The organism is Streptomyces sp. NPDC050485, assembly GCF_044458185.1.
In the GTDB taxonomy this organism is placed as follows: domain Bacteria; phylum Actinomycetota; class Actinomycetes; order Streptomycetales; family Streptomycetaceae; genus Streptomyces.
Genome location: NZ_JBITHR010000055.1, coordinates 1 through 21,269 on the forward strand (window position 1 = coordinate 1; position 21,269 = coordinate 21,269).

The 21,269-nt window shown below is 71.9% G+C and carries 23 protein-coding genes; 17 read left to right on the forward strand and 6 right to left on the reverse strand.

The features are described from left to right. Positions 1-323 precede the first annotated feature (323 nt). Positions 324-944 (forward strand): RNA polymerase sigma factor, encoded by a 621-nt coding sequence (locus ACIBK6_RS41365; RefSeq protein ID WP_399058497.1) that lies wholly within the window; start codon positions 324-326, stop codon positions 942-944. A 226-nt stretch (positions 945-1,170) separates the two neighbouring features. Here ACIBK6_RS41365 and ACIBK6_RS41370 read toward each other — a convergent pair whose 3' ends face one another. From ACIBK6_RS41370 to fabG, 3 genes are all read right to left on the reverse strand, one after another. After that, complete coding sequence (locus ACIBK6_RS41370) at positions 1,171-1,311, reverse strand: hypothetical protein (RefSeq protein WP_399058499.1); 141 nt, start codon at positions 1,309-1,311, stop codon at positions 1,171-1,173. A 101-nt stretch (positions 1,312-1,412) separates the two neighbouring features. Then, positions 1,413-2,162, reverse strand: coding sequence for a 4'-phosphopantetheinyl transferase family protein (locus ACIBK6_RS41375; protein ID WP_399058501.1), 750 nt, complete (start codon positions 2,160-2,162; stop codon positions 1,413-1,415). Further along, positions 2,159-2,905 (reverse strand): 3-oxoacyl-[acyl-carrier-protein] reductase, encoded by a 747-nt coding sequence (gene fabG / locus ACIBK6_RS41380; RefSeq protein ID WP_399058503.1) that lies wholly within the window; start codon positions 2,903-2,905, stop codon positions 2,159-2,161. The genes ACIBK6_RS41375 and fabG overlap by 4 nt, the downstream gene beginning before the upstream one ends. 147 nt (positions 2,906-3,052) lie before the next feature. Between fabG and ACIBK6_RS41385 the strand changes: the two genes are divergently transcribed. Beyond that, entirely contained in the window at positions 3,053-3,625 is a 573-nt protein-coding gene (locus ACIBK6_RS41385; RefSeq protein ID WP_399058505.1) for a hypothetical protein, read from the forward strand. Positions 3,626-3,733: 108 nt separating this feature from the next. Here the strand turns inward: ACIBK6_RS41385 and ACIBK6_RS41390 are convergent, their stop codons facing one another. The 3 genes from ACIBK6_RS41390 to ACIBK6_RS41400 form a co-directional block, all read right to left on the reverse strand. Then, a complete protein-coding gene (locus ACIBK6_RS41390; protein WP_399058507.1) occupies positions 3,734-5,167 on the reverse strand; it encodes a DHA2 family efflux MFS transporter permease subunit in 1,434 nt (477 codons plus the stop codon). 34 nt (positions 5,168-5,201) lie between these two features. Next, positions 5,202-5,690, reverse strand: coding sequence for an ester cyclase (locus ACIBK6_RS41395; RefSeq protein WP_399058509.1), 489 nt, complete (start codon positions 5,688-5,690; stop codon positions 5,202-5,204). A 77-nt stretch (positions 5,691-5,767) separates the two neighbouring features. Then, positions 5,768-6,799 (reverse strand): ketoacyl-ACP synthase III family protein, encoded by a 1,032-nt coding sequence (locus ACIBK6_RS41400; RefSeq protein ID WP_399058511.1) that lies wholly within the window; start codon positions 6,797-6,799, stop codon positions 5,768-5,770. 294 nt (positions 6,800-7,093) lie between these two features. Here ACIBK6_RS41400 and fdxA point away from each other — a divergent pair, with 294 nt between their 5' ends. The 15 genes from fdxA to ACIBK6_RS41475 all read left to right on the forward strand — a co-directional run bounded on the left by fdxA (position 7,094) and on the right by ACIBK6_RS41475 (position 20,566). After that, positions 7,094-7,396, forward strand: a complete 303-nt coding sequence (gene fdxA, locus ACIBK6_RS41405) for a ferredoxin (RefSeq protein WP_399058513.1) — start codon at positions 7,094-7,096, stop codon at positions 7,394-7,396. 71 nt (positions 7,397-7,467) lie between these two features. Beyond that, positions 7,468-7,995, forward strand: coding sequence for an ester cyclase (locus ACIBK6_RS41410; protein WP_399058515.1), 528 nt, complete (start codon positions 7,468-7,470; stop codon positions 7,993-7,995). Next, a complete protein-coding gene (locus tag ACIBK6_RS41415; RefSeq protein ID WP_399058517.1) occupies positions 7,992-9,569 on the forward strand; it encodes an acyl-CoA carboxylase subunit beta in 1,578 nt (525 codons plus the stop codon). Before ACIBK6_RS41410 ends, ACIBK6_RS41415 begins: the two co-directional genes overlap by 4 nt. Before the next feature lie 42 nt (positions 9,570-9,611). Further along, positions 9,612-9,779 carry a hypothetical protein gene (locus ACIBK6_RS41420; RefSeq protein WP_399058519.1) on the forward strand — a complete coding sequence of 56 codons (168 nt, stop codon included), beginning with the start codon at positions 9,612-9,614 and terminating at the stop codon, positions 9,777-9,779. Positions 9,780-9,821: 42 nt separating this feature from the next. After that, complete coding sequence (locus tag ACIBK6_RS41425; protein ID WP_399058521.1) at positions 9,822-10,013, forward strand: acyl-CoA carboxylase subunit epsilon; 192 nt, start codon at positions 9,822-9,824, stop codon at positions 10,011-10,013. A 44-nt stretch (positions 10,014-10,057) separates the two neighbouring features. Then, positions 10,058-10,744, forward strand: a complete 687-nt coding sequence (locus tag ACIBK6_RS41430) for a hypothetical protein (RefSeq protein WP_399058523.1) — start codon at positions 10,058-10,060, stop codon at positions 10,742-10,744. After that, positions 10,731-12,437, forward strand: a complete 1,707-nt coding sequence (locus tag ACIBK6_RS41435; RefSeq protein ID WP_399058525.1) for a GH3 auxin-responsive promoter family protein — start codon at positions 10,731-10,733, stop codon at positions 12,435-12,437. The genes ACIBK6_RS41430 and ACIBK6_RS41435 overlap by 14 nt, the downstream gene beginning before the upstream one ends. 1 nt (position 12,438) lies before the next feature. Beyond that, positions 12,439-13,296 carry an SAM-dependent methyltransferase gene (locus tag ACIBK6_RS41440; RefSeq protein WP_399058527.1) on the forward strand — a complete coding sequence of 286 codons (858 nt, stop codon included), beginning with the start codon at positions 12,439-12,441 and terminating at the stop codon, positions 13,294-13,296. Between the two features lie 2 nt (positions 13,297-13,298). After that, positions 13,299-14,744 (forward strand): NAD(P)/FAD-dependent oxidoreductase, encoded by a 1,446-nt coding sequence (locus ACIBK6_RS41445; protein ID WP_399058529.1) that lies wholly within the window; start codon positions 13,299-13,301, stop codon positions 14,742-14,744. Further along, positions 14,741-15,910: a hypothetical protein gene (locus ACIBK6_RS41450; RefSeq protein ID WP_399058531.1), complete on the forward strand. Its 1,170-nt coding sequence runs from the start codon at positions 14,741-14,743 to the stop codon at positions 15,908-15,910. The genes ACIBK6_RS41445 and ACIBK6_RS41450 overlap by 4 nt, the downstream gene beginning before the upstream one ends. Then, complete coding sequence (locus tag ACIBK6_RS41455) at positions 15,907-16,647, forward strand: DUF6182 family protein (RefSeq protein ID WP_399058533.1); 741 nt, start codon at positions 15,907-15,909, stop codon at positions 16,645-16,647. The genes ACIBK6_RS41450 and ACIBK6_RS41455 overlap by 4 nt, the downstream gene beginning before the upstream one ends. Continuing rightward, a complete protein-coding gene (locus tag ACIBK6_RS41460) occupies positions 16,640-17,275 on the forward strand; it encodes a substrate-binding domain-containing protein (protein WP_399058535.1) in 636 nt (211 codons plus the stop codon). The genes ACIBK6_RS41455 and ACIBK6_RS41460 overlap by 8 nt, the downstream gene beginning before the upstream one ends. Next, positions 17,272-18,033: an alpha/beta fold hydrolase gene (locus ACIBK6_RS41465; RefSeq protein WP_399058537.1), complete on the forward strand. Its 762-nt coding sequence runs from the start codon at positions 17,272-17,274 to the stop codon at positions 18,031-18,033. The genes ACIBK6_RS41460 and ACIBK6_RS41465 overlap by 4 nt, the downstream gene beginning before the upstream one ends. Next, positions 18,027-18,902 (forward strand): class I SAM-dependent methyltransferase, encoded by an 876-nt coding sequence (locus ACIBK6_RS41470; protein ID WP_399058539.1) that lies wholly within the window; start codon positions 18,027-18,029, stop codon positions 18,900-18,902. Before ACIBK6_RS41465 ends, ACIBK6_RS41470 begins: the two co-directional genes overlap by 7 nt. A gap of 410 nt (positions 18,903-19,312) precedes the next feature. Beyond that, complete coding sequence (locus tag ACIBK6_RS41475) at positions 19,313-20,566, forward strand: lipase family protein (RefSeq protein WP_399058541.1); 1,254 nt, start codon at positions 19,313-19,315, stop codon at positions 20,564-20,566. Positions 20,567-21,269 lie beyond the last annotated feature (703 nt).

Below are 21,269 nucleotides of genomic sequence, written 5' to 3' on the forward strand. Positions count from 1 at the left end.
TGTTGCCGCGTCCTAGCCGTGCCGGTCGGGTAGCCGGAGCTTGCCCGACCACCACACCCAGCCCTCCTGGGCAACGCACCGGGGCCCCGCCCCCGGGGGGGGGGGGGGGGCCCGGGGGGGGGGGGGGGCCCGCCGGGGGCGGGGCGGGGGGGGGGGGGGGGGCGCGGGCGGCGGGGCCGGGGCCCGCGCCGCGCCCCCCCCCCCCCCCCCCCCCCCCCCCCCCCCCCCCCCCCCCCCCCCCCCCCCCCCCCCCGAAACCCTGCCCGAAGAAACCGAAATGACCCCACCACGAGAGACAACCACTCCGGAAGGAGGCGAGCCCCATGACGTCCCCGGCGCAGGCGCTCACATGCGCCAAGGAGACGGATGCCGTCGCGGACACCGCGACCCTGGTACGTCGATGCCTTGAGGGTGCGCAGCCCGCCTGGCGGGCCCTGGTCGAGAGGTACTCCCCGCTGGTGTGGAAGATCGCCCGGTCCCACCGTCTCGGCAACCAGGACTGTGAAGAGGTCTACCAGCTCACCTGGCTGAGGGCATATCAGCACCTGGCCAAGGTGCGCGAGCCGCACCGCTTCGCGGACTGGCTGACGACCTGCGCCCGCCGCGAGAGCCTCAAGCAACTGGCCCGCGAGGGCCGGTACCTCCCGATCGGGGACAGCGCCAAGTTCGAACGCCAGTCGACCGAGCCCGGCGACGCCCCCGATCACCACGTGCTCCGTCATGAACGCCGCGCCGAGGTCCACACCGCGCTGCGTCGGCTGCCGTCCCGCGACCAGGCCCTGCTGGCCCTGATCAGCGCGGACCCGGCCCCCGGCTACGACGAGATCAGTCGCACGCTGGGCGTCGCCCGCGGCTCCGTGGGACCACTCCGGGGCCGGGCACTGCGCCGCCTGGCGGAGGAACTCGCCTCGCTGCGTGCGGCTCGCCCCGGCGGCGAGGAGTAAGAGCCGGTGTCTGAACCCCGCCCGGGTCCGCGGCGTCTGACACGCAGGTCCACGGCCCGCGCATCGACCACCTCATCGGCCGGGCGTCGGCGGCCGGACCGCGCCGCCGTGCTCCGGACCGCGACCGGGCAATGACCTGGTCCCACTGGCGTCGCCGCCACCAGGCGCGCGCCCGCCGGGCGTCAGCTCACCCTCCCGGGGCCGGAGCCGGGCCGTGCATCTCGACCTACTCCTCCACACACCCGCCGTCGGCGGACCACCGCGCGGTGCCCGGGGCCGGCCAGGACGCGACCTCATGGACCAGCGCGGCCGGAGGCTCGTCCGCCGCGGCCTCGCGCAGCCATGTCACCAACGTCTTCTCGTCCATGGAACTGCCTCCTTCGCCACGGCGGGCCGGTACGGTGCGGGCCATATCCGCACCGTACCGGCCCGCGTCCTTGTTCGGGGTTCGAAGTCCGGGTTCGAACTTCACGCGAGCGCACGAGTCAGCGGCAGCACCCGGCCGCGCAGCCGGGGCCGGTCGCCCGGGTACGCGGCCGCGGCGACGTACCCGGTGGGGACGTTCACATCCACCAGGCGCCAGCCGCCGTCCCCTTCGGACACCGCGCCCGGCCGTCCCGGGCGGGCGCCGAGGCCCACCCGGACCCCGTCGACACCGTGCGCGATACCGACGCCGATGCCCTTGAGATAGGCCTCCTTGCGCACCCAGCAGCGCAGGAACGCGGAGGCCCGCTCGCCCGGCGGCAGCGCCGCCAGATCGGTCTGCTCCTCGGGGTGCAGATAGCCGGCCAGCCGGTCCTCCGCGCCCGCCCGGAGCGGCGCGGTCTCCAGGTCGATGCCCACCGGCCGGGGCGCGAACGCGTACAGCACGCCCTGGCCGGAGTGCGACATGGAGAAGTGCAGCGCGCCGTCCTCCGCATAGGGCTTGCCGTGTGCGCCGCCGCAATGGCCGCAGGCGGCCCGGTGCAGGGCGACGCGTGCCGGGGCGGCGCCCAGGTAGTGCGAGAGCAACAGGCGCAGCCCGGCATGGGCCGAGATGAACCGGTGCCGCCGCTCGGGCTGGCGCAGCCGTGCGGCCCGCTGTGTCTGCAGCGGGTCCAGCAGAGCCTGCGCCCACTCGGTGGTGCGCCGGTCGGCCTCGGCGTCCTGTCGGGGAGGTACGGCCATCCACCACACGTCGAGGCCGTCCGGCGGCAGCCGGCCCGTGGCCGGCCTCACAGGGCGACGCCGCCGTCCACCTGAAACACCTGCCCGGTGATGTAGGCGGCCTGCTCGGACACCAGGAACGCGGTCAGGTCCGCCACCTCTTCGGCGGTGCCGAAGCGGCGCATCGGCACCATGCCCAGGGCCTCCTTGCGGGCGCGGTCGGACAGCTGGTCCGTCATGTCGGTGTCGATGAAGCCGGGCGCCACGACGTTGACGCGGATGCCGTAGCGGGCCGTCTCCTTGGCGAAGGTGCGGCTCATGCCGTGCACACCCGCCTTGGAGGCCGCGTAGTTGGCCTGGGTGGCATGCCCGTACACGCCGGCCACGGACGAGATGTTGACGACCGTGCCGGTGCGCCGTTTCAGCATGGGAAAGCCCACCGCCCGGCAGAAGTTGAAGGTGCCGGTCAGGTTGGTGTCGATGACGCTGCGCCAGTCCGCCACCGGCATCATCACCAGGGCGTTGTCCTTGACGATCCCGGCCGAGTTGACGAGTGCCCGCACGGGGCCGAGTTCTTCCTCGACGCGCTTGACGAAGGTATTCACCGACTCGTGGTCGGCGACGTCGCAGGCGTCGAAGAGGTACCGGGCGCCCTGGCCGAGGATCAGATCGGCGGTCTCCCGCGCGGCCGCCGACTCGCTGCGCGCGCAGAACCCGATGTCGTAGCCCTCGGCGGCGAGTCGTACGGCGACGGCGCGTCCTATGCCGCGACTGCCGCCGGTGACGATCGCCACGCGGCGTATCGGATCGGTCATGTCTGCTCTCCTCGCTCGATTCCGTTCCAACACCCGTACAGATCCGGTCCCGTGGGTGCTGGATACCTCCGCAGGGCCTTGTACCTGCCGTGGAACTGCGGCGATCTGTAGCGGGGCCAGGGCAGGACCGTCACCAAGGAGGAGACGATGGACGACGTGTGGCACCGCCGGCTCGACGAGAGCACCGGGGCCGGGCAGGCACGGCGCGACGGGGAGCGGGCGGGGGAGGTGGACGGCGGGGCCGAGGTGTGGGATCGCTGGATCGACCTGTGGAACGGTGACTTCACCGCGGCCGCGGATCTGATCGGCGAGGAACTGCACACCCGCCTGCCGACCGCGGGCATGCCCGATGGCGCGACGATCAGGGACGGGGCCGCGCTCGCTTCGTGGATCGTCTCGTTCCGGACCACCTTCCGCGAAGCGCGGTTCACTACCGTGCTGGGGCCGTTCGCCGTGCGGGACGCCGACGGAGGCCGGTACCTGACCGGCCGCTGGTGCTGCGAGGCGAAGTGGGACGGCGGCGCCCGCCCGCCGGGCGTCCGGGCCGAGCCCGGGGCGCCGGTGCGCTACAGCGGCACGGATGTGCTCCGCCTCGACGACGAGGGCAGGATCGACGGGTACTGGCTCTCCGACGACCTCCTGGACGTCTACGCCCAGCTCCGGGTCCGGCTGCCCGAGCGGCCAACCACTGGAGCGGGCAGGCCTGTTGCCGCGTCCTAGCCGTGCCGGTCGGGTAGCCGGAGCTTGCCCGACCACCACACCCAGCCCTCCTGGGCAACGCACCGGGGCCCCGCACCTGGAAGGTGCGGGGCCCCGGTGCGTGCGAGGTCAGCCTGCCTTGGCGGGCCGTGCGGGACGGTCGGGGCGGAGGAACAGTGCCGCCAGCGAGGTGGCGGCCGCCGCTGCCGCGGTGAACCACCACCCGGCGCGGAAGGCGTCCAGCGCCGCTGTGCCGCCGCCCGGGGTGCCGATGATGGCGATCAGCACGGACACGCCGAGGACGAAGCCGACCTGGCGCACCATGTTGTTCAGCCCGGAGCCGGTCGCCACCGAGGCCGGCGGCAGTTCGCGTGCGCTCGCGCCCATCAGCGGTGCCAGCGACAGCCCCATGCCGATCCGGGTCAGCAGTACACCGGGCAGCATCCCCCACACGTAGTCCGGGTGCACGGTGACCGCCAGCGCCCACCAGCCGGCGCCGATCGCGATGACCCCGGAGCCGAGCGCCACGGACCACACCTGGCCCACGCGTGCCGCCAGCTTGCCGGAGAGGGCCGAGAGGAACGGCAGCAGCAGGTTCCCCGGCGCCATGGCGAGACCGGTCGCCAGGGCCGACCAGCCCCAGATGTCCTGGCACCACAGCGACACCGAGAGCACCGTGGCCGCGAAGCTCACGTAGTACAGGGCGGAGGCCACATTGGCGATCGAGAAGTCGCGGATGCGCAGCAGCGCCAGATCGACCACCGGGCTCGCATGGCGTGCCGAGCGCCGCAGCAGCACTGCGGTCAGCACCACCGCGCCGACCAGGCTGCCCACCACACGCGCCGAGCCCCAACCCCAGGCCGGGGCCTGCACGATGCCGAGCGACAGCAGACCGATGGCCACGGCGAGCAGCACGGAACCCAGCAGGTCGGGCATCGCCGGCCGTTCCTTGGACGCCGCGCCGGTGCCGAGTACCTTCACGCCGAGGATCAGGGCGAGCACGCCGATGGGCAGGTTGACGATGAAGATCCAGGGCCAGGAGACGTTGACCAGCACGCCGCCGACAAGGGGCCCGGAGGCCGCGGCCGTGCCGGCGGCCGTCGCCCACACCCGCATCGCCGCGGCGCGCTGCCCCGGCCCGTACGTCACCATCAGCAGCCCCATCGAGGTGGGGCCCAGTGCCGCCGCGCCCACCGATTGCAGGACACGTGCGGCGATCAGGAAGGTCAGCGACGGCGCGATCGCGCACAGCCCGGAGGCCAGCGTGAACAGTGCGAGCCCGGCGAGGAAGACGCTCTTCATGCCGTACCGGTCGGCGAACCGTCCGGCGGGAATGAGCAGGGCGGCGAAGACGATCGCGTAGCCGTTGAGCACCCACGAAAGGCTGGCCGCCGTGGCGCCCGCGAAGTCCGCGCTGATGGCGGGGAAGGCCACGTTGACGATGGTCAGATCGAGTGTGGAGATGAGGATGCCGGCCGAGATCACACCGGCGGCCAGTGTCCTGCGCCGGTCCGGGCGGACCGGGGCGGCCACCGGGGGGGTGTCCACCTGTGCAGTGGTCATGATGTGCCTTTCAGAGGGGAGTTGCCGGTGATGGTCAGGACGGGATCAGACCCAGCTGGGTCAGCAGGCCCAAGGTGTCCGCGACGGTCCAGTACTCGGTGAACCGGCCGTTCTCGACGCGCAGGATGTTGATGCCGACGTGTTCGGTGCGGGTGCCCAGCGCCGCGGTGGCACCGGGCGCGCCACCGCGGTGCACGGCGGTGGCGCGGTAGCGGCCCGCCACCAGGTCGCCGTCGACGATGGGTCCGGGCTCGTCGGTGAAGCGCAGCTCGGTGAGGGCGGACCGGGTTTTGGCGATCCAGGCGGTGAGTCCGTCCCGGTCGGTGATCGAGGCAGTGTCGGCGGTCGCCATCCGGTCGGCGAGGCTGGTGGCGTGGACGGTGAAGTCGTCGGCGATCACCTCGTGGGCACGGGAGAGGTCCAACTCCCCGTTCCACAAGGCGTTCCAGGCGTGCCACAGGTCGCGGACGCGCTCGGGGTCCGTGGTCGTCGTGGCCGTGGTGGTGCTCGGGTGCGTAGTCATGACGTCCTCAAGGGGCAGGAAGTGAAGGGTTCGACGGACGGGCGGCGGGGGTTCTGTCGCGGTGCGGCCGCGACACCTCAGCAGTCCTCGGGGCGTTGCACGACGGCGCAGGACCAGGTGAAGCCGCCGCCGCCGCTGAGGCTGAGCGCGAACTCGCCCGGTGCGAGCAGCTGTTGCTGCCGCAGGTCGGCGATGTTGGCTATGGCGTCACCGCCTCCGAGATGCCCGGTGCGCTCGCCCAGGCGCAGCACCTCGGCCTTGAGCACGTCCTCCATGACCGGCCGGTAGAGCATCCCGAGGGTCTTGGGACCGAGCCGGGACAGCAGCGCGCACCGGATGCGCGGGTCGTCCGGGTACAGCTGGGCGTCCTCCAGGGCGCCCAGCAGGGCCTCGCGTATTTTCGGCGGGCCCATCTCCGCGAAGCGGGCCATCCCGCCCGCGGCCAGGAAGGCCTTCTTGGTGCGCCGTGCGTCTATGGGCGTGGAGTGTGTGAGCGGGGCGTCCGCGAACTCGTCGTCGCCCCGGTACATGTACTCCAGCTCCGGTGCGGCGACGACACGGCTCGCCACCAGGCGCAGCCCGGGACCCGACCGCGTGAGCAGCAGGGCCGTCCCGGCGTCGCCGAACACCGCGTCGTAGTCGCTGCGCCAGCGGTCGAAGCCGGGCAGGCTCAGCCGGTCCCCGGTGGTCACCAGGGCGGTGCGCACCGAGGGGTCGCCCGCCATCTGGACGGCGGCCGTGTGCAGCGCCATGGCCCCGACGTGGCACATCTGCTGGAGTCCGACCGGGACGGCGCGGTCGGCACCGACCTGATCGGCGACGAAGTGCGCCGGTGACCAGAAGTCGTGGCCCTGGAAGTGGATCCAGCCGTGGATCAGCAGATCGATGTCGTGCGCGGGGACGCCCGCCTCGGCGAGGACGATCCGCGCGGCACGCACCGCGAGCTGAGGCCCGGCGGTGTCCGTCGACACGGGGACCTCCACGGCCCCGCACGCGGCGGCATCGGCCGCACCGACCTCGTTGGCACGTACGGCATCGGCCGCAGTGCGGCGCGTGGGCGGCAGCCACGCGTGCGCCGACCTTATGGTCAGGTCCGATCCGAAACGCATGCCCGTCCTCCTGTGGGTCCTCTGTCGCGCTGCACACGAACAGAGCGGGGGACCTCACACCCGCGTACAGGCATCGCAGGTGACCTGCGTCACATGCGGGGGAGTGTGATGCGCCGGGCACAGGGGGGCTGTATCTGCCGGGACGTGCCGGCGGTCTGTGGAGTCACGGCAGTCCACCGCAGGGCTGCGGTGCCGACGGACGGAGCCGACGATGCGCCTCACCTGCCGCCGCCCCGTCCCCGGCGGGACCCGCCCCGCCGGGGCGGCCCACCCGAGGCCACCACGGAGCCGTCAGTGACCTACGTCATCGCCCAACCCTGCACCGACGTGAAAGACAAGTCCTGCATCGAGGAGTGCCCGGTCGACTGCATCTACGAGGGCCGGCGCGCCCTGTACATCCACCCCGACGAATGCGTCGACTGCGGCGCCTGCGAGCCGGTGTGCCCCGTGGAGGCGATCTTCCACGAGGACGACACCCCCGAGCAGTGGGCCCAGTACCGCACGGCGAACGCCGCGTTCTTCGCCGGCCTCGGGTCACCCGGCGGCGCCTCACCGCTCGGCCCGATCGACCGCGACCACCCCATGACCGTCGGCTGAGCGCCGCGGCTCCGCGAGACGACATCCAGCCGGTCCCGCAGGCGAACCGACCGGCACAACGGGAGGACCTCATGACAGACGTACGACTCGATACCCCACCGACCCCGACCCCGACCCCGACCCCGGAACAGCGTCAAGGGCCGGCGGCGCCGAGCCACCTCGCGCTGTGGCAGCGGTGGATGGACATGTGGAACGGCGACCGGGCGGCGGCGGACGACATCCTCGCCCCCAGCCTGCGCGTGCACCTGCCCGAAGTGGGGATGCCGCCGGCGGACAGCATTCGCACGCCACGTCAGTTCACGGACTGGATAGCCCTGTTCCGCGGTTCCTACCGGGGCGATGCGCGGATCGCCACCACGCTCGGCCCGTTCGCCGCAGACGGCCATCTCATCGGCCGCTGGATCTTCCGCGGCGTCTGGGAAGGGGGCCGCCCGCAGGGGGCGAGCGCCCCGCCCGGCACCCCGATCACCCTGCGCGGCGCCGACATCCTGCGCGTGGACGAGTCCGGCCGCATCGCCGAGTACTGGCTCTCCGACGATCTCCTCGACGTGTACTCCCAGTTGGGCGCCGACATCCCGGCCGGAGGGCCGGCCCGATGACCGCGCTCCAGGACATTCCGCTCGCCACCGTGCGCGGCGGCGTCGCCGAGCTGCACGCGCTGCGCGAGCTGGCGGCGGCCGGACCCAGCGCGCAGGCCACCCGGGCGCAGCACGACAAGGGCAAGCTGACCGCCCGCGAGCGCATCGAAATCCTGCTGGACGAGGGCTCGTTCACCGAGGTGGAGCCGCTGCGCCGGCACCGGGCCACCGGCTTCGGCCTTGAGCACAAGAAGCCCTACACCGATGGCGTCATCACCGGCTGGGGGACCGTGCACGGCCGCATGGTCTTCGTGTACGCGCACGACTTCCGCATCTTCGGCGGCGCCCTGGGCGAGGCGCACGCCCAGAAGATTCACAAGATCATGGACATGGCGATCACGGCGGGCGCCCCCCTGGTGTCCCTCAACGACGGCGCCGGCGCCCGCATCCAGGAAGGCGTGACGGCGCTCGCCGGCTACGGCGGCATCTTCCGCCGCAACACCAGGGCGTCCGGGGTGATCCCGCAGATCAGCGTGATGCTCGGCCCGTGCGCCGGTGGCGCCGCGTACAGCCCGGCCCTCACCGACTTCGTGTTCATGGTCCGTGAGACCTCGCAGATGTTCATCACCGGACCCGACGTGGTCAAGGCGGTCACCGGCGAGGAGATCAGCCAGAACGGCCTCGGCGGCGCGGACGTGCACGCGCAGACCAGTGGCGTCGCCCACTTCGCGTACGACGACGAACACACCTGCCTGGAGGAGGTGCGCTTCCTGCTGTCGCTGCTGCCGCAGAACAACCAGGAAGCCCCGCCCGCCGAGTACTGCGGCGACCCGGCCGACCGCCGCTGCGACGAACTGCTCGACCTGGTGCCGGCCGACGGCAACCGCCCCTACGACATGCGTGCCGTCATCGGTGAGATCGCCGACGACGGCCAGTTCATGGAGGTCCACGAACGCTGGGCGACCAACATCATCTGCGCGCTGACCCGCCTCGACGGCCACACCGTGGGCGTGGTGGCGAACCAGCCGCAGTCCGTCGCCGGCGTCCTGGACATCCACGCCTCGGAGAAGGCCGCCAGGTTCGTCCGGCTGTGCGACGCCTTCAACATCCCCCTGGTCACCCTCATCGACGTGCCGGGCTTCCTGCCGGGCGTGGACCAGGAGCACGGCGGCATCATCCGCCACGGGGCCAAGCTCCTGTACGCGTACTGCGACGCGACGGTGCCCCGGATCTCCCTGGTGCTCCGCAAGGCGTACGGCGGTGCGTACATCGTGATGGACTCCCGCAGCGTCGGCGCGGACCTCGCCTTCGCCTGGCCGTCCAACGAGATCGCGGTGATGGGCGCGGAGGGCGCCGCCAACGTGATCTTCCGGCGGCAGATCGCCGCCGCGGACGACCCGGAGGCCACGCGGGCCGACCTGGTCAAGAAGTACCGCGACGAGCTGATGCATCCCTACTACGCCGCAGAACGCGGCCTGGTCGACGACGTGATCGACCCCGCGGCGACCCGCGACGTACTGATCCGCTCCCTGCGCATGCTGCGCGCCAAGCCGGCCGACCGCCCCGACCGCAAGCACGGGAACCCACCGCAGTGATCGTCCGGCGCCCAGGCCCCTCACAGAAACGGGAGACGAGCCGTGAGCACGCTCAACCACGATCTGCGTACCGCCCCGCACCCCGACACCCTGACCGCCTTCCTGCGCGGCACCGCCCGAACTCTCGCGCACCCAGCCATCCGTGACGTCCACGAGCACGACCACCCGGACGACGAGGAGTACCCCCACATCGTACGGAGCGTCAACTGACTTACAACGCCGGGTAGTTGCCCGCAAGAAAGGAGCTCGGCCATGACTCGCTCGCCGATCCGCGTCGTCAAGGGCGCCCCCACCCACGACGAACTCGCCGCCCTGACCGCCGTCCTGATGGCCCAGCACACAGCCCGCACGGCGTCCGACGAGGAGCCACACCCGGCCGGACCGCACCGAAGACGTGCGCGGCGCCACCGGCCGTCGTACCGCAGCCCGGCCGGCTGGCGCTGAGCCAGACCGGTCTCACCTCAAGGAATAAGGAAGGGGCGCAGCACATGGCCGCCCGGCACCGCACGAACCCCTGTCCGCAGCACCATCCGTACGACGTCGAGGCGCCACCGTTCTGTGTGCTCCTCGGCCCCGACTACGCGGGAAAGTCATCCGCCCTCGCCCGCCTGCTCGCCGAGGCACCGCGGTGGCGCCCCGTCTCCGTCGACGACGGGCAGCTGGCTCCCGAGCACGCCCTGATCGGCCGGCTGCGCCGGGCCGTGGTCACCGACGTGGCGGCCCGGGCCGGCGCCTGGTCGCCGGAGTTCTTCGGCACGCTCCTGCAAACCGCCGTCCTGCAGCTGCGCGACCAGCTCCTGGCCGGCGCCCCGGGGCAGCCCGCGGTCGTCGACTCCTACTACTACAAGCTGCTGGCCAAGTGCCGACTCGCCGGGGTTCCCGAGCACCCCATGCTCACGTGGTGGCGGTCCTTCCCCAAGCCGCGCCGGATCATCTACCTCGACGTGTCACCGCACACCGCGTGGCGGCGCAGCCACGACGGCGCCGACCTCAACGTCCTCGAACACTACGGCCCGCACCCCGACTGGGACGGCTTCCGGCGCTACCAGGAGGACCTGGCCAAGCTCATGCGGGACGAGATCCGGGACCTGCCGGTCTCGGTGATAGAGGAACAGGGCACCCCGGCACGCACCGCGGCGGCGATCCAGGAGGTGCTCGCCCATGAGTTCCGCTGAGGACTGGACGAACCCGGACCGCCTGCGCCGCCACCGCCGGCGCGTCCTCGGCGAACGCCACACGCTGCGGGCCTCCTTCGCCGACGCGGCCGGCCACCAGCGACGCGTACTGGACGACCTGCTCACCTTCAACGCCGCCACGCAGTACGGCCGGAAGTACGGCTTCGACCGCGTCCGCACCCTCGACGACTACCGCAAGGCCGTCCCGATCCAGACGTACCCGGATCTCGAACCGTGGATCGAACGCGCCGCGGCCGGCGAGCGGGGTGTCCTGAGCGCCGACCAGCCGAAGGTGTTCTTCACCAGCAGCGGCAGCACGGGCGCCCACAAGAAGATCCCGGTGACGCCCCGCTTCATGCGCACCACGTTCTTTCCCTTCTACTACGCGGCCTGGGCGCCCCTGATCGAGCACTTTCCGGACGTCCTGAACACCCCCGGATCGGTCCTCAACCTCAAGCACGACCCACCGGCCGCCCCGCCCACCACGGCCTCCGGCCGCCCCCATGTCGGCGCCAGCCAGGTCGACTTCGGCACCCAGTTCGGCGAGCCGCTGTCCGCCGAGCCCGGCACCGGCGCGCCATGGGCCACGCTGCCCGTGCCCGCGACGGACGGTGAGCACCTGCGCAAGATGTACCTGCGGCTGCGCCTCGCCGCGGAGGCCGACGTCCGCTGCGTCGTCGGGATCAACCCGGCGATGGTCGCGGCCCTGCCGTACCAGCTCGACCTGTGGTGGCCCCGCATCGTCAAGGACCTGCGGGACGGCACCCTCGACGGGCGGCCGCACGGAGCCCCCAATCCGGCGCGGGCGGCCGAGCTGGAGCACATCGCCGAACGGTTCGGCACGGTGCGCCCGGCCCACGTCTGGCCCCACATGCGCGCCCTGTTCTGCTGGACCACCGGGCTCGCCTCGCTCTATCTGCCGCGCCTGCGCGAGGACTTCGGCGCCGGCGTCACGGCCCTGTCCGCCCCCGTGGCCGCCTCCGAAGGACCGGTGGGCGTGGCCCTGGACCGCCATCCGACCGCGGGCAGCCTGGTGGTCACCGCGTCGGTCTTCGAGTTCGCCGACGCCGACGACGACCTCGGCCCGGACACCGCCACGCTGGGACCCCACGAACTCGAAGCGGAACGCGACTACCACGTCGTCTTCAGCCACGTCGGCGGCCTCTACCGCTACGCGGTCGGCGACGTCGTACGCGTCGTCGACCACGCCCACGGCGTGCCCCGCCTCGCCTACGCGGGCCGCGCCACCCGCTCCGACCACGCGGGGGAGCGGCTGCGCGAGGCCCAGGTGATCAGGGCACTGCGCTCGGCCCTGGACGCCACCGGGCTGGAGGTGCGCAACGCGGCCTGCCGGCCCGTCGCGCCCGAAGGACGTCCCGCCACCTACGAGTTCGCCGTCGCCTGCCCCACGCCCTGGAGCAACGACGAGGCCACCGCCTTCCTCGCCCACCTCGACCGGGCCCTGCGCGGCCAGTCGGCCGACTACCGCACGGCCCGTGCCCAGGGGCGCCTCGCCGCCCCCTGGCTGGTCCGCCTCGACGCGGACGCCTTCCTGCGGGACTGGCACGACCGGGTCGCCACCGGCATCCGCCCCACCCAGGTCAAGGACCGCCTGTTTTGGCAGGACGCCGGGCAGTGGGCCCGACTGACCGGCCGTACCCGGCAACGCCCCGTCGAGGGAAGGACCGACTGACATGAGCACCACGCTGGATGCCGTCGAACGCACGGCACTGCTCACCGCGGCGCTGCGCGCCACCGAGAGCCGCCGCCCGGACCGGCTGTACGACGACCCCTATGCCGCCGCGCTGGCCGACGGCATAGGCCCCGAACTGCTCGCCGAGATCCACGCGGCCACCTTCCCGCCCAGCCGGGAGCGCACGCTGCCCAGCACCCCCGACTACAACGCGATCCGGACCCGGTTCTTCGACGACTACCTGCAACAGGCCGCCCGGGATCCGCAGACCACCCAGATCGTCCTCGCACCGGCCGGCATGGACTCGCGCGCCTACCGTCTCGACTGGCCCGACCGGCTGCGCTGGTTCGAGATCGACCGCCCGGCCGTCCTGGCCCACAAGGAGCGACGCCTGGCCGCCGTCACGCCCCGGGCCGACCGCCGCACGGTCGCGGTGGACCTCACCGCGCCCGACTGGGAGGACGCCCTGCAGGCCGCAGGCTACGACCCGAACGTCCCCTCGACCTGGCTGCTCGAAGGGCTGCTCTACTACATCCCCGAGGCCGACACCCACCGCATCCTGCGGCGGGTGGCCGCGATTTCCGCCCCCGGCAGTCGGATCGCCGCCGACATCGTCAACGCCGCCACGCTGACCCGGCCGGACATGCGGGCACTGCTCGACGTGTTCGCGGGATGGGGCTGCCCCTGGCTGTTCGGCACGGACGAGCCCGAAGCCCTCTTCGATGCCCACGGCTACGATGTGCGCGCGGCCCAACCCGGTGAAGCAGGCGCCGACTTCGGACGCTGGCCCGACACGGTGCCGCCGCGCGACCGCGCCGACGAACGCCGGGTGTTCTTCGTGCACGGACGGCGGCGTTGACCATGCCCACGGCAATCGTCGCGGGCGGCAGCATCGCCGGACTCGCCTGCGCCCTCGCCCTGTCCCGGACCGGATACCGCGTCCTGGTGCTCGAACGCGCGGCGCCCCCGCCCGACGGCCCGCTCGCACGGGCCGCGGCCCGCTGGCAGCGCCCGACCGTGCCCCAAGGCGTGCACTCGCACACCTTGACCAGCCTCGGCGTGCGCGTCCTGCGTGAGCGGGCGCCCGGGCTCCTGGCCGCGGCTCGCGCGGCGGGCGCGCCGATCCTGGACATGACCGCGGCGCTGCCGGCGGACGCCACCGACAGCGCCCGGGAGCCGGCCGACGACGAGCTCGTCGCCCTGGGCTGCCGCCGCGCCACCCTGGAACTCCTGCTCCACCGCCACCTCCGCGCGCTGCCCGGCGTGACCATCCGGCACGACACCGTCGTCGCGGGCCTCGAACTCGACCCCGACCGACGCCGGGTGCGCGCCGCCGTCACGCACACGGGCGACCGGATCCGCGCCGACCTCGTCATCGATGCCACCGGACGCCGGGCCCTGTCCCGGACCTGGCTGGACGACGCCGGTATCCCCCGCACCCCCGACCGCACAAGCCCCTCGGGACTCGTAAGTCACACCCGTCACTACCGCCTGAAGGCGCGTGAGCTGCCCACGCCGCTCAACCGCGGCAACAGCGTGGGCGGCATCTGGGACCACTACGCGGGCGTGCTGCACCCCGGCGATCACCACACGTTCGCCATCGCCCTGGGCACGCTCCCCGGCGACCGGGCGCTGTCCGCGCTGCGCACCCCGGCCGGCTTCACCGCGGCCGCCACCGCGACGCCGGGACTCGCCCCCTGGCTGGCACCGGAGGCCAGCGAGCCGATCACGCCGGTCCACGTGATCACCAGCCCGCCCAACGCCCTGTACGGCACGGCGAGCCCCCGACAGGAGCACCCCGTCGCCGGTCTCTTCCCCGTCGGCGACGCGGCCTGCGTCACCAACCCGCTGTTCGGCCGGGGCATGTCCCTCGCCCTCGAACACGCCTTCCGGCTCGCCGACGTGCTGGCCGAAAACCCCGCCGTCGACCTGACCCAGCGCCATGCCGTGGCCCGTATGACCGAAGGGCTCCTCCTTCCCTGGTACGAGCAGTCCGTGGCCGGCGACCGGATCCTCATGGCCCGCTGGCGGGCCGCCCGCGACGGAAGGCCGCAGCCGCCGCGCACACCGCCCGACGCGGCTTCGCCCACCATCGAGCAGATCACGGCGGCGGCCCAGGGCGACGGAGCCGTATGGCGAGCCCTCACCCGCATGCTCATGACCCTGACCACCCCCGCCGAGCTCCTCGACGACGACAAGCTCCGCGCCCGCGTCCACCAAGCCCCCGCCCCGTGCGGGTCGCCCCGGCCACCGGGCCGCGACGCCTTCGTACGCGGCGTCACCGCAGCGAAGGAGAAGCACACATGACCGCCCCCACCCTGGAGGCCCCCAGCCGGCTCACGCGACCGGCGGCCACCGGCACCGCCCGTCCCCGCGTCCTGCTCGCACCGATCACGGTGACCCCGTCCAAACCCCTGACCCCCAGCCATCTGAAGGGGCTGCTGTGGACCGATGCGATGTACCACGCCACCCGCCCCCTGGCCGAAGTCACCTACCGCTACAGCCACACCACCTACCACCCCACCGAACAGACCCTGGGATTCTGGGAGTTCCTCGACCGCACCCGAGGCGACACCGACTACGGAGACCTGTCCGAGGACCACATCGGCGAGCTCTACGCCACCTTCCGCACGGCGGCCGAGCGTCCCCCGGCCCAGGCGCTGCGGCCCTACGCCGACGCGGTCGAGACCGGCTGGGTGCACCCCGCCGGCACTCGCGTCCTGGAGCTGTGGTCCGAGCACTACGCGCGCCTCGGCCTGCACGAACCGGGCCTGCGCAGCCACCAGCCGCCAGGCCTGGGCCTCGAAGAGATGATCGGCAGGCTCACCAGCCTGACCATGTGCCTGGACCAGCGGGAGGTCGGCGGCCCCGTCTACCTGGACCTCACCCGGTACGGCATGCCGCTCAGACAACTGGTGACCGCGGACGGCCGCCCCAACTACCTGGCCTGCGCACTGCGCGAACTCATGCACCTCGCACCGGACTTCGATGAGATCGTCCTCCTGTACGACACCGAACTCGACCCCGACTACCAGCAGCTCGCCCGGGTCCTGGGCGCACTCGGCCCCCTCGTGCGCCGCGTCACCGTGGGCCGCGTGCCGATCGACGGCCGCATCCGTTCGGCACGCCACGGCACCCGGCCCGACCACGGCGCCGGTGCCCTCCTGGACGCGGCCCTCACCGGCCACGACGCGGCCGCCGTACGCCTGGGCATGAGGCTGTACTTCATCGCCGTCCTCGGCCCGGGCCACCAGCAGTCCTTCCGCCCCGACCTGCTGCGCCAGTGCTTCACCCGCGCCGAGCGGCTGCTCGCCGCGGCACCGCGCGGGCCGTCCCCGGACGAGCTGGCGCACCAGCTGGCACGTCACCGCAAGGACCATCTGTACGTCGACCCGTACCGGCTGACAACGAGCCTGCTCGGCAAACGCCGTGCCGCACCCGCCCGCGACCTCCTGGCGGCGGTCTCCCCATGACACCGACCCAGCAACGCCTGTACGACCAGGCGGCCCGACGCCTGCGCACGGCCCGCCCCGACCTCGCCACCCGGCACGACCTCGCCACGCTCGACGGCCTGCTGGCCGCGCAGTCCGACATCGCGGGCCAGGACCCGATGGACGGCACGCTGGCCGTCGTGATCCTCAAGCGGTTCGACCTCGCCGCATGGGTCCTCGCCACCTGCGAATACGCCCTGAGCCTCGACGCCGACCGGGCACGCGCCTGGCGGACGTCCTTCACCCGGACCGTCTTCCTGGCGGGCAACCCGGCCCACCTGACCGGCCGCTTCCGCTTCGCCCACGTCGCCGAAGACCTCTCGGCCGCATGGACCGAACCCGGCCCGGCCGCGGAAACGGCGGCCCTGCGCAGGCTGCTGAAGCTCTTCGACGGCCCCGCCCGCATCCCGGCACACGCGGACATGCCCATCGAGATCCCCGGCGCCCCCTCGTCACCCCGCGCGCACACCCACCGCGACCTGTACCTCGCCACCGCACAATGCAGCGTCTCGGACGCTCTCGTGCACCTCAACCACGTACTGGTCGAGGCCGTGCTGGACGGCCTGATCGGTCCCGGTTGTGTCCTCACCCTGCGCCAGGTGCCCCGCCTCCTCGGGGTGCCCGCACCCCTGGAAAGGGTGCGCGTCGTCACCGAACACCGGCCCACCACACGGCTGAAAGCAGCCGCCGCCCTGACCGAGGAGGTCACCGGTGCCTGACACGACCCTGCCCCGCACACCCGCCGGCACGATCCGCGTCGGTTACCACGGCTCCACCGAGGTGACGTCCCACATCGTCGCCATGGCCGGCCACGACACCACCACACTCCTGCGCCAGTACGACATCGCCGACCCCTTCCGGGAACTGCGCGCCGGTGAATTCGACCTGATCGTCGTCAAGTTCGGGCTCGACGAACCGGACCTTGTCACCAGCAAGCCCCTTGCCCACGATGCCCGCGCCGTGGTCATGAGCGCCTCCCATCCACTGGCCCACCGTGAATCCGTCTCCATCGAGGAACTCGCCGACCACGACGCCTTCGACCGGCCCGGTGAGATGCCCGCCTACGTATGGGACGAGGTCGTGCCCGCGCACACTCCCTCGGGCCGTCCCATCCACCGCCGCCACCGGGTGACCACCGTCCCCGACATGATGCGCTTGGTGGCCGGCGGCGACGCCGTCCACATCTCGCTCATCTCCCTGGCCGACATCGCACCCCCCGGCATCCGCGTGGTGCCGATCCACGACCTGCCGGCGGCCCCGGTCTCCCTGGCCTGGCTCCACACCGCCGAACAGCCCCCTGCGGTACGGGACTTCATCAGCACGGCCGAAGCGGCGGCCACCCCATGACCCGCAGCACGAAAGTCCCGTTCGTGCTCCTGCACGCCCTGTCCCTGGACTCAGCGATGTGGCAGGAACAGGAGCACGCCCTGACCGACTCCGGCCACCTGGTCATCCCCTTCGACCAACGCGGCTTCGGCGGCACACCACTCGGCCGGGCGCGCCCCTCGCTCGACGTCGTCGCCGACGACCTCGCCGAGGCCCTCACGGCCCGCGGCACGGACCGCGCCGTGCTCGTCGGATCGTCCATGGGCGCGTACGTCGCCATGGCCTTCGTACGCCGTCATCCGGACCGCACCGCAGGCCTGGCACTGCTGTCCGCGCGCGTCACCGCCGACGCCCCCCAGGCTCGCGCACAGCGCCTGAGGTTCGCCGAGCTCGTCCAGGACGACGCCGTACGCGAGACGGTCCTGAAACAGACCACACCACAGCTCGTGGGCGCGACGACCCGGAACAAGCACCCCCAGGTCCTGGCCCGGGTGCTGGCCGACGCGCACCTGTGCGACCCCGCAGCCCTGGCCTGGGCGCAGCGGGCGATCGCGGACCGCCCCGACTCCACAGCGACTCTGCGCGGCCTCGGCGCACCCGCCGTGGTGATCGCCGGAGACGAGGACGAACTGGTCACCGCGGCGGAGTCCCGCCACACGGCGGACACCCTGCCCGGCGGGCAACTGATCACCATCGAAGGCGCCGGCCATCTGCAACCGCTGGAGGCACCACAAGCGGTCACCGACGCCCTGCGCGTACTAGGAGCCCACGCATGCTGACCGAAGACCGCCAGACCTGGGGCCACGCCTCCTCCACGGGGCAGGGATTCACCCACCACACCATCGTCGACGCCCACTTCACAGCATGCGAGACGCCCTACCTCGACCTGCTCGACCAGGCGGGCATCCGGCCCGGCGCACACGTCCTGGACGCGGGCTGCGGGCCCGGCGACTTCCTGCCCCACATCGCCGCAGGCATCGGCCCCCACGGCAGGATCACCGCCGTCGACCTGGCACCGGACAACGCGGCCCTGGCCGCCCGGCGTGCCCGCGCCTGGCGACTGCCCTGCCCCGTGGACGTCCATCAGGCAGACCTGCGCGACCTGCCGCACCCGGACGACAGCTTCGACGTCGCCTGGTGCGCCAACACCACCCAGTATCTGAACGATGACGAACTCGCCGCCGTACTGGCCGAATTGACCCGAGTAGTACGTCCCGGAGGCATCGTCGCGGTCAAGGACCTGGACGCGCACCTGATCACCGCACGTCCCGGCGACCCCTACCTGTTCACCGACTTCTTCCGCACCGCGGCCGAGACCCCCGGCTACGCACGCCAACTCCTGCGCTCCGGCGACCTGTACCGGCATCTCAGGCGGGCCGGGCTGACCCGGGTGCGGCAGCAGACCGTCCTCATCGAACACCACGCCCCGCTGAGCCCCGCTGTACGAGACTTCTACACGAAGGCCTGCGCAGACCTCGCCACCCAGGCCCTCGGCCTGGGCCTGAGCGCCGACTGGCACCACTACCTCAACCCCGACCCCCCGGGGCACCCGCTCGACGACCCCGACGGATACATCAGGGAGGGCAACGTCCTGGCAGTGGGCACCGTGCCGCCTCCCCTCAAGACCCACGAAAACAAACCCGCTTGAGGTCACGTCATCAGTCTCAGCTCGGGCTGCCGGTAATCCGTTCGATATGGGTGATGGCTGGTTTGTTGGTGTGTATGGCTGGTGGGTGGTCAGTGGTAGTGAGTAGTCGGGGATTTGGCAGCTTCTTGTCGGCGGTGAGTGGAACTGGGCAGTCGTCAGGCTTGTGACCTGTGGTTGTGCAGATTGGTTGAGCACTGCGCAGTTTCACTGGTCGTCGACACGGGCGCTGATGACAGTCTCTGCGGCACCCTTCATGTTCCGAGAACACTACATGCTGCATCAAATAAGCTGGGGATGAGCACGGGACTGACCGCCCCAACCGCGCCTGGCCAGCCCGGCCGGCTGGAGATCTGGTCGAACCCGGAATGAGGATCAGAACCCGTTCGCCCGACGTCTTGCATGATCTGTTCATGACCACCCGATCACGAATACGCCGCAGCGCGCGCGGGGCGTTTGCTGCCCTAACCCTGGCCGTTCTGTCCGCGATGACGGTTCCCCCTGCCGCGGCGGACGCCTGCGATCACCAGTGCAGCGTGGATCGGGCGTGGGCGCAGCAGCGTGCCAACGCGCTGGACCGGGACGCGTTCTACAACGTACCCGAGGACTTGCCCTGGGCACCCGTCGGCTCGCTCATCCGGGCCGAGGCGGCACAGGACTACCAACTCGACGCGGGAATGCGGGCGTTGCGGATTCTCTACCACTCGCGGGACTCGCGCGGACGGGATGTGGCAACGTCCGGCGTCGTCGTGCTGCCCGCGGGACAGGCGCCCGCAGGCGGATGGCCGGTATTGGCCGATGCCCACGGCTCCAGCGGGGTGGCCCGGGACTGCGCCCCCTCGCTGATGAAGAACCTCTGGTACGGCGGGTATCTGCGCGCTGTGGTGCGCGCTGGCTATGCGCTGGTGGCGACCGACTACACCGGCCTGGGTGCGAATGGGGGCCCGGTCGAGTTCCTGTCCAAGCGGGCCGAGGCGGAAGACGTGGTCGATGCCCTGCCTGCCGCCCGCGAGGCCGTTCCGGAACTGGGCCGTGACTGGGTGGCACTGGGGCACTCACAGGGCGGGCACGCGGTGCTGGGCGTGGCCGAGTTGATGGCCCGCCGGGCGGAACAAGGTGACGGTGATCGGGGCTACCGTGGCGGTGTGGCGGTAGCCCCTGCCTCCCAGCTCACCGAGTTGTTCGCGGACTTGGGGAACCAGTCGGCCGGGGCCGGCACCGTGGCCCTGATCGTGGCGGGTGCGGGTGCTGGCCGTCGGGCGCCTGCACCCGACGACGTACTCACCCCGGCTGCTGTTGGCCGGCTCCCCGTATTGGCCCAGGGCTGCCTGCCCGTTGTCGCCGCCACGTACGGGGATCTGCTGGGCAAGGACCTGGTGACCGAGGGCGGTGTGGCGACGATGGCGCCGTACCTGAGCCGGAACGAGCCGGGCACCCGCCCGGTGCTCGGACCCCTGCTCATCCAGCAGGGCACCGCTGACCCGATCGTCACCACCGACCGCACCCAGCGGCTGACCCGCCGCCTGTGCGCGCTGGGGCAGTCGGTGGAGTACCGCGTGTACCAGGGCTACGACCACAACGGCGTTCTCTACCCTTCTCTCCCCGACACCCTTTCCTGGATTGCCGACCGCTTCGCCGGGAAACAGCCGCCCAGCACCTGCAGTTGAACCGGCCGCACACCTCCGTGTCGTCCGCCCTCCCGGGTAGCTGTGATCGGGTAACGTCCGGCGTCTGGGCCGTACGGTCGACCAGTACCTTCTGCTTTGTGGCGCAGGCCGCTTCCGGATCCGTATGCCTTCCAGCAGTCCTGGCGTAGGAGGGGAGTGGGGCATCTCTGGCTCTACGACGAGACCAGTGGTTGCGAGGAGGATTGTGGTGGTATGGCGCATGAGGGTCCTTTTTGGTGTTGTGGTAGTCGAGGTTGGTTTGGCAGTTGGTCCAGGTTGCCGCAGGACTTTCTGGTCGTGTGGGTGAACATGCCGGTCACTCGAATGGGGTGAGTGGAAATGTTCTACCCCGGGGTATGGGAGCGTAGCGGATATGCCGGTTTTCGGGATTCAAGTAAAGCGTGATTGGGAATTCCCTTGCGAAGCAAGGGAATTGAAGGCATGAAGCGTTTTCAGACCGATGGTGGTACATCACAGCGAGCGAGGCTGTGAAGCTGACTCCCTCTCAGGCCGCGAAGCGGCCGGCCTCATTTTGTTGAGCCGGGCTGGTGAAGTCCTGCGCTTCGCGCAGAACTTCACCAGCCCGTAGGGCTGTCTCCCGCGAAGCGGGAGCAACCCCAGTGCGCAGCACGGGGGTTCAAGCCGAGCGCAGCGAGGCTTGTCCCTGCACAGCGCGCAGCGCTGTGGTACCCGCTCCGCGGGG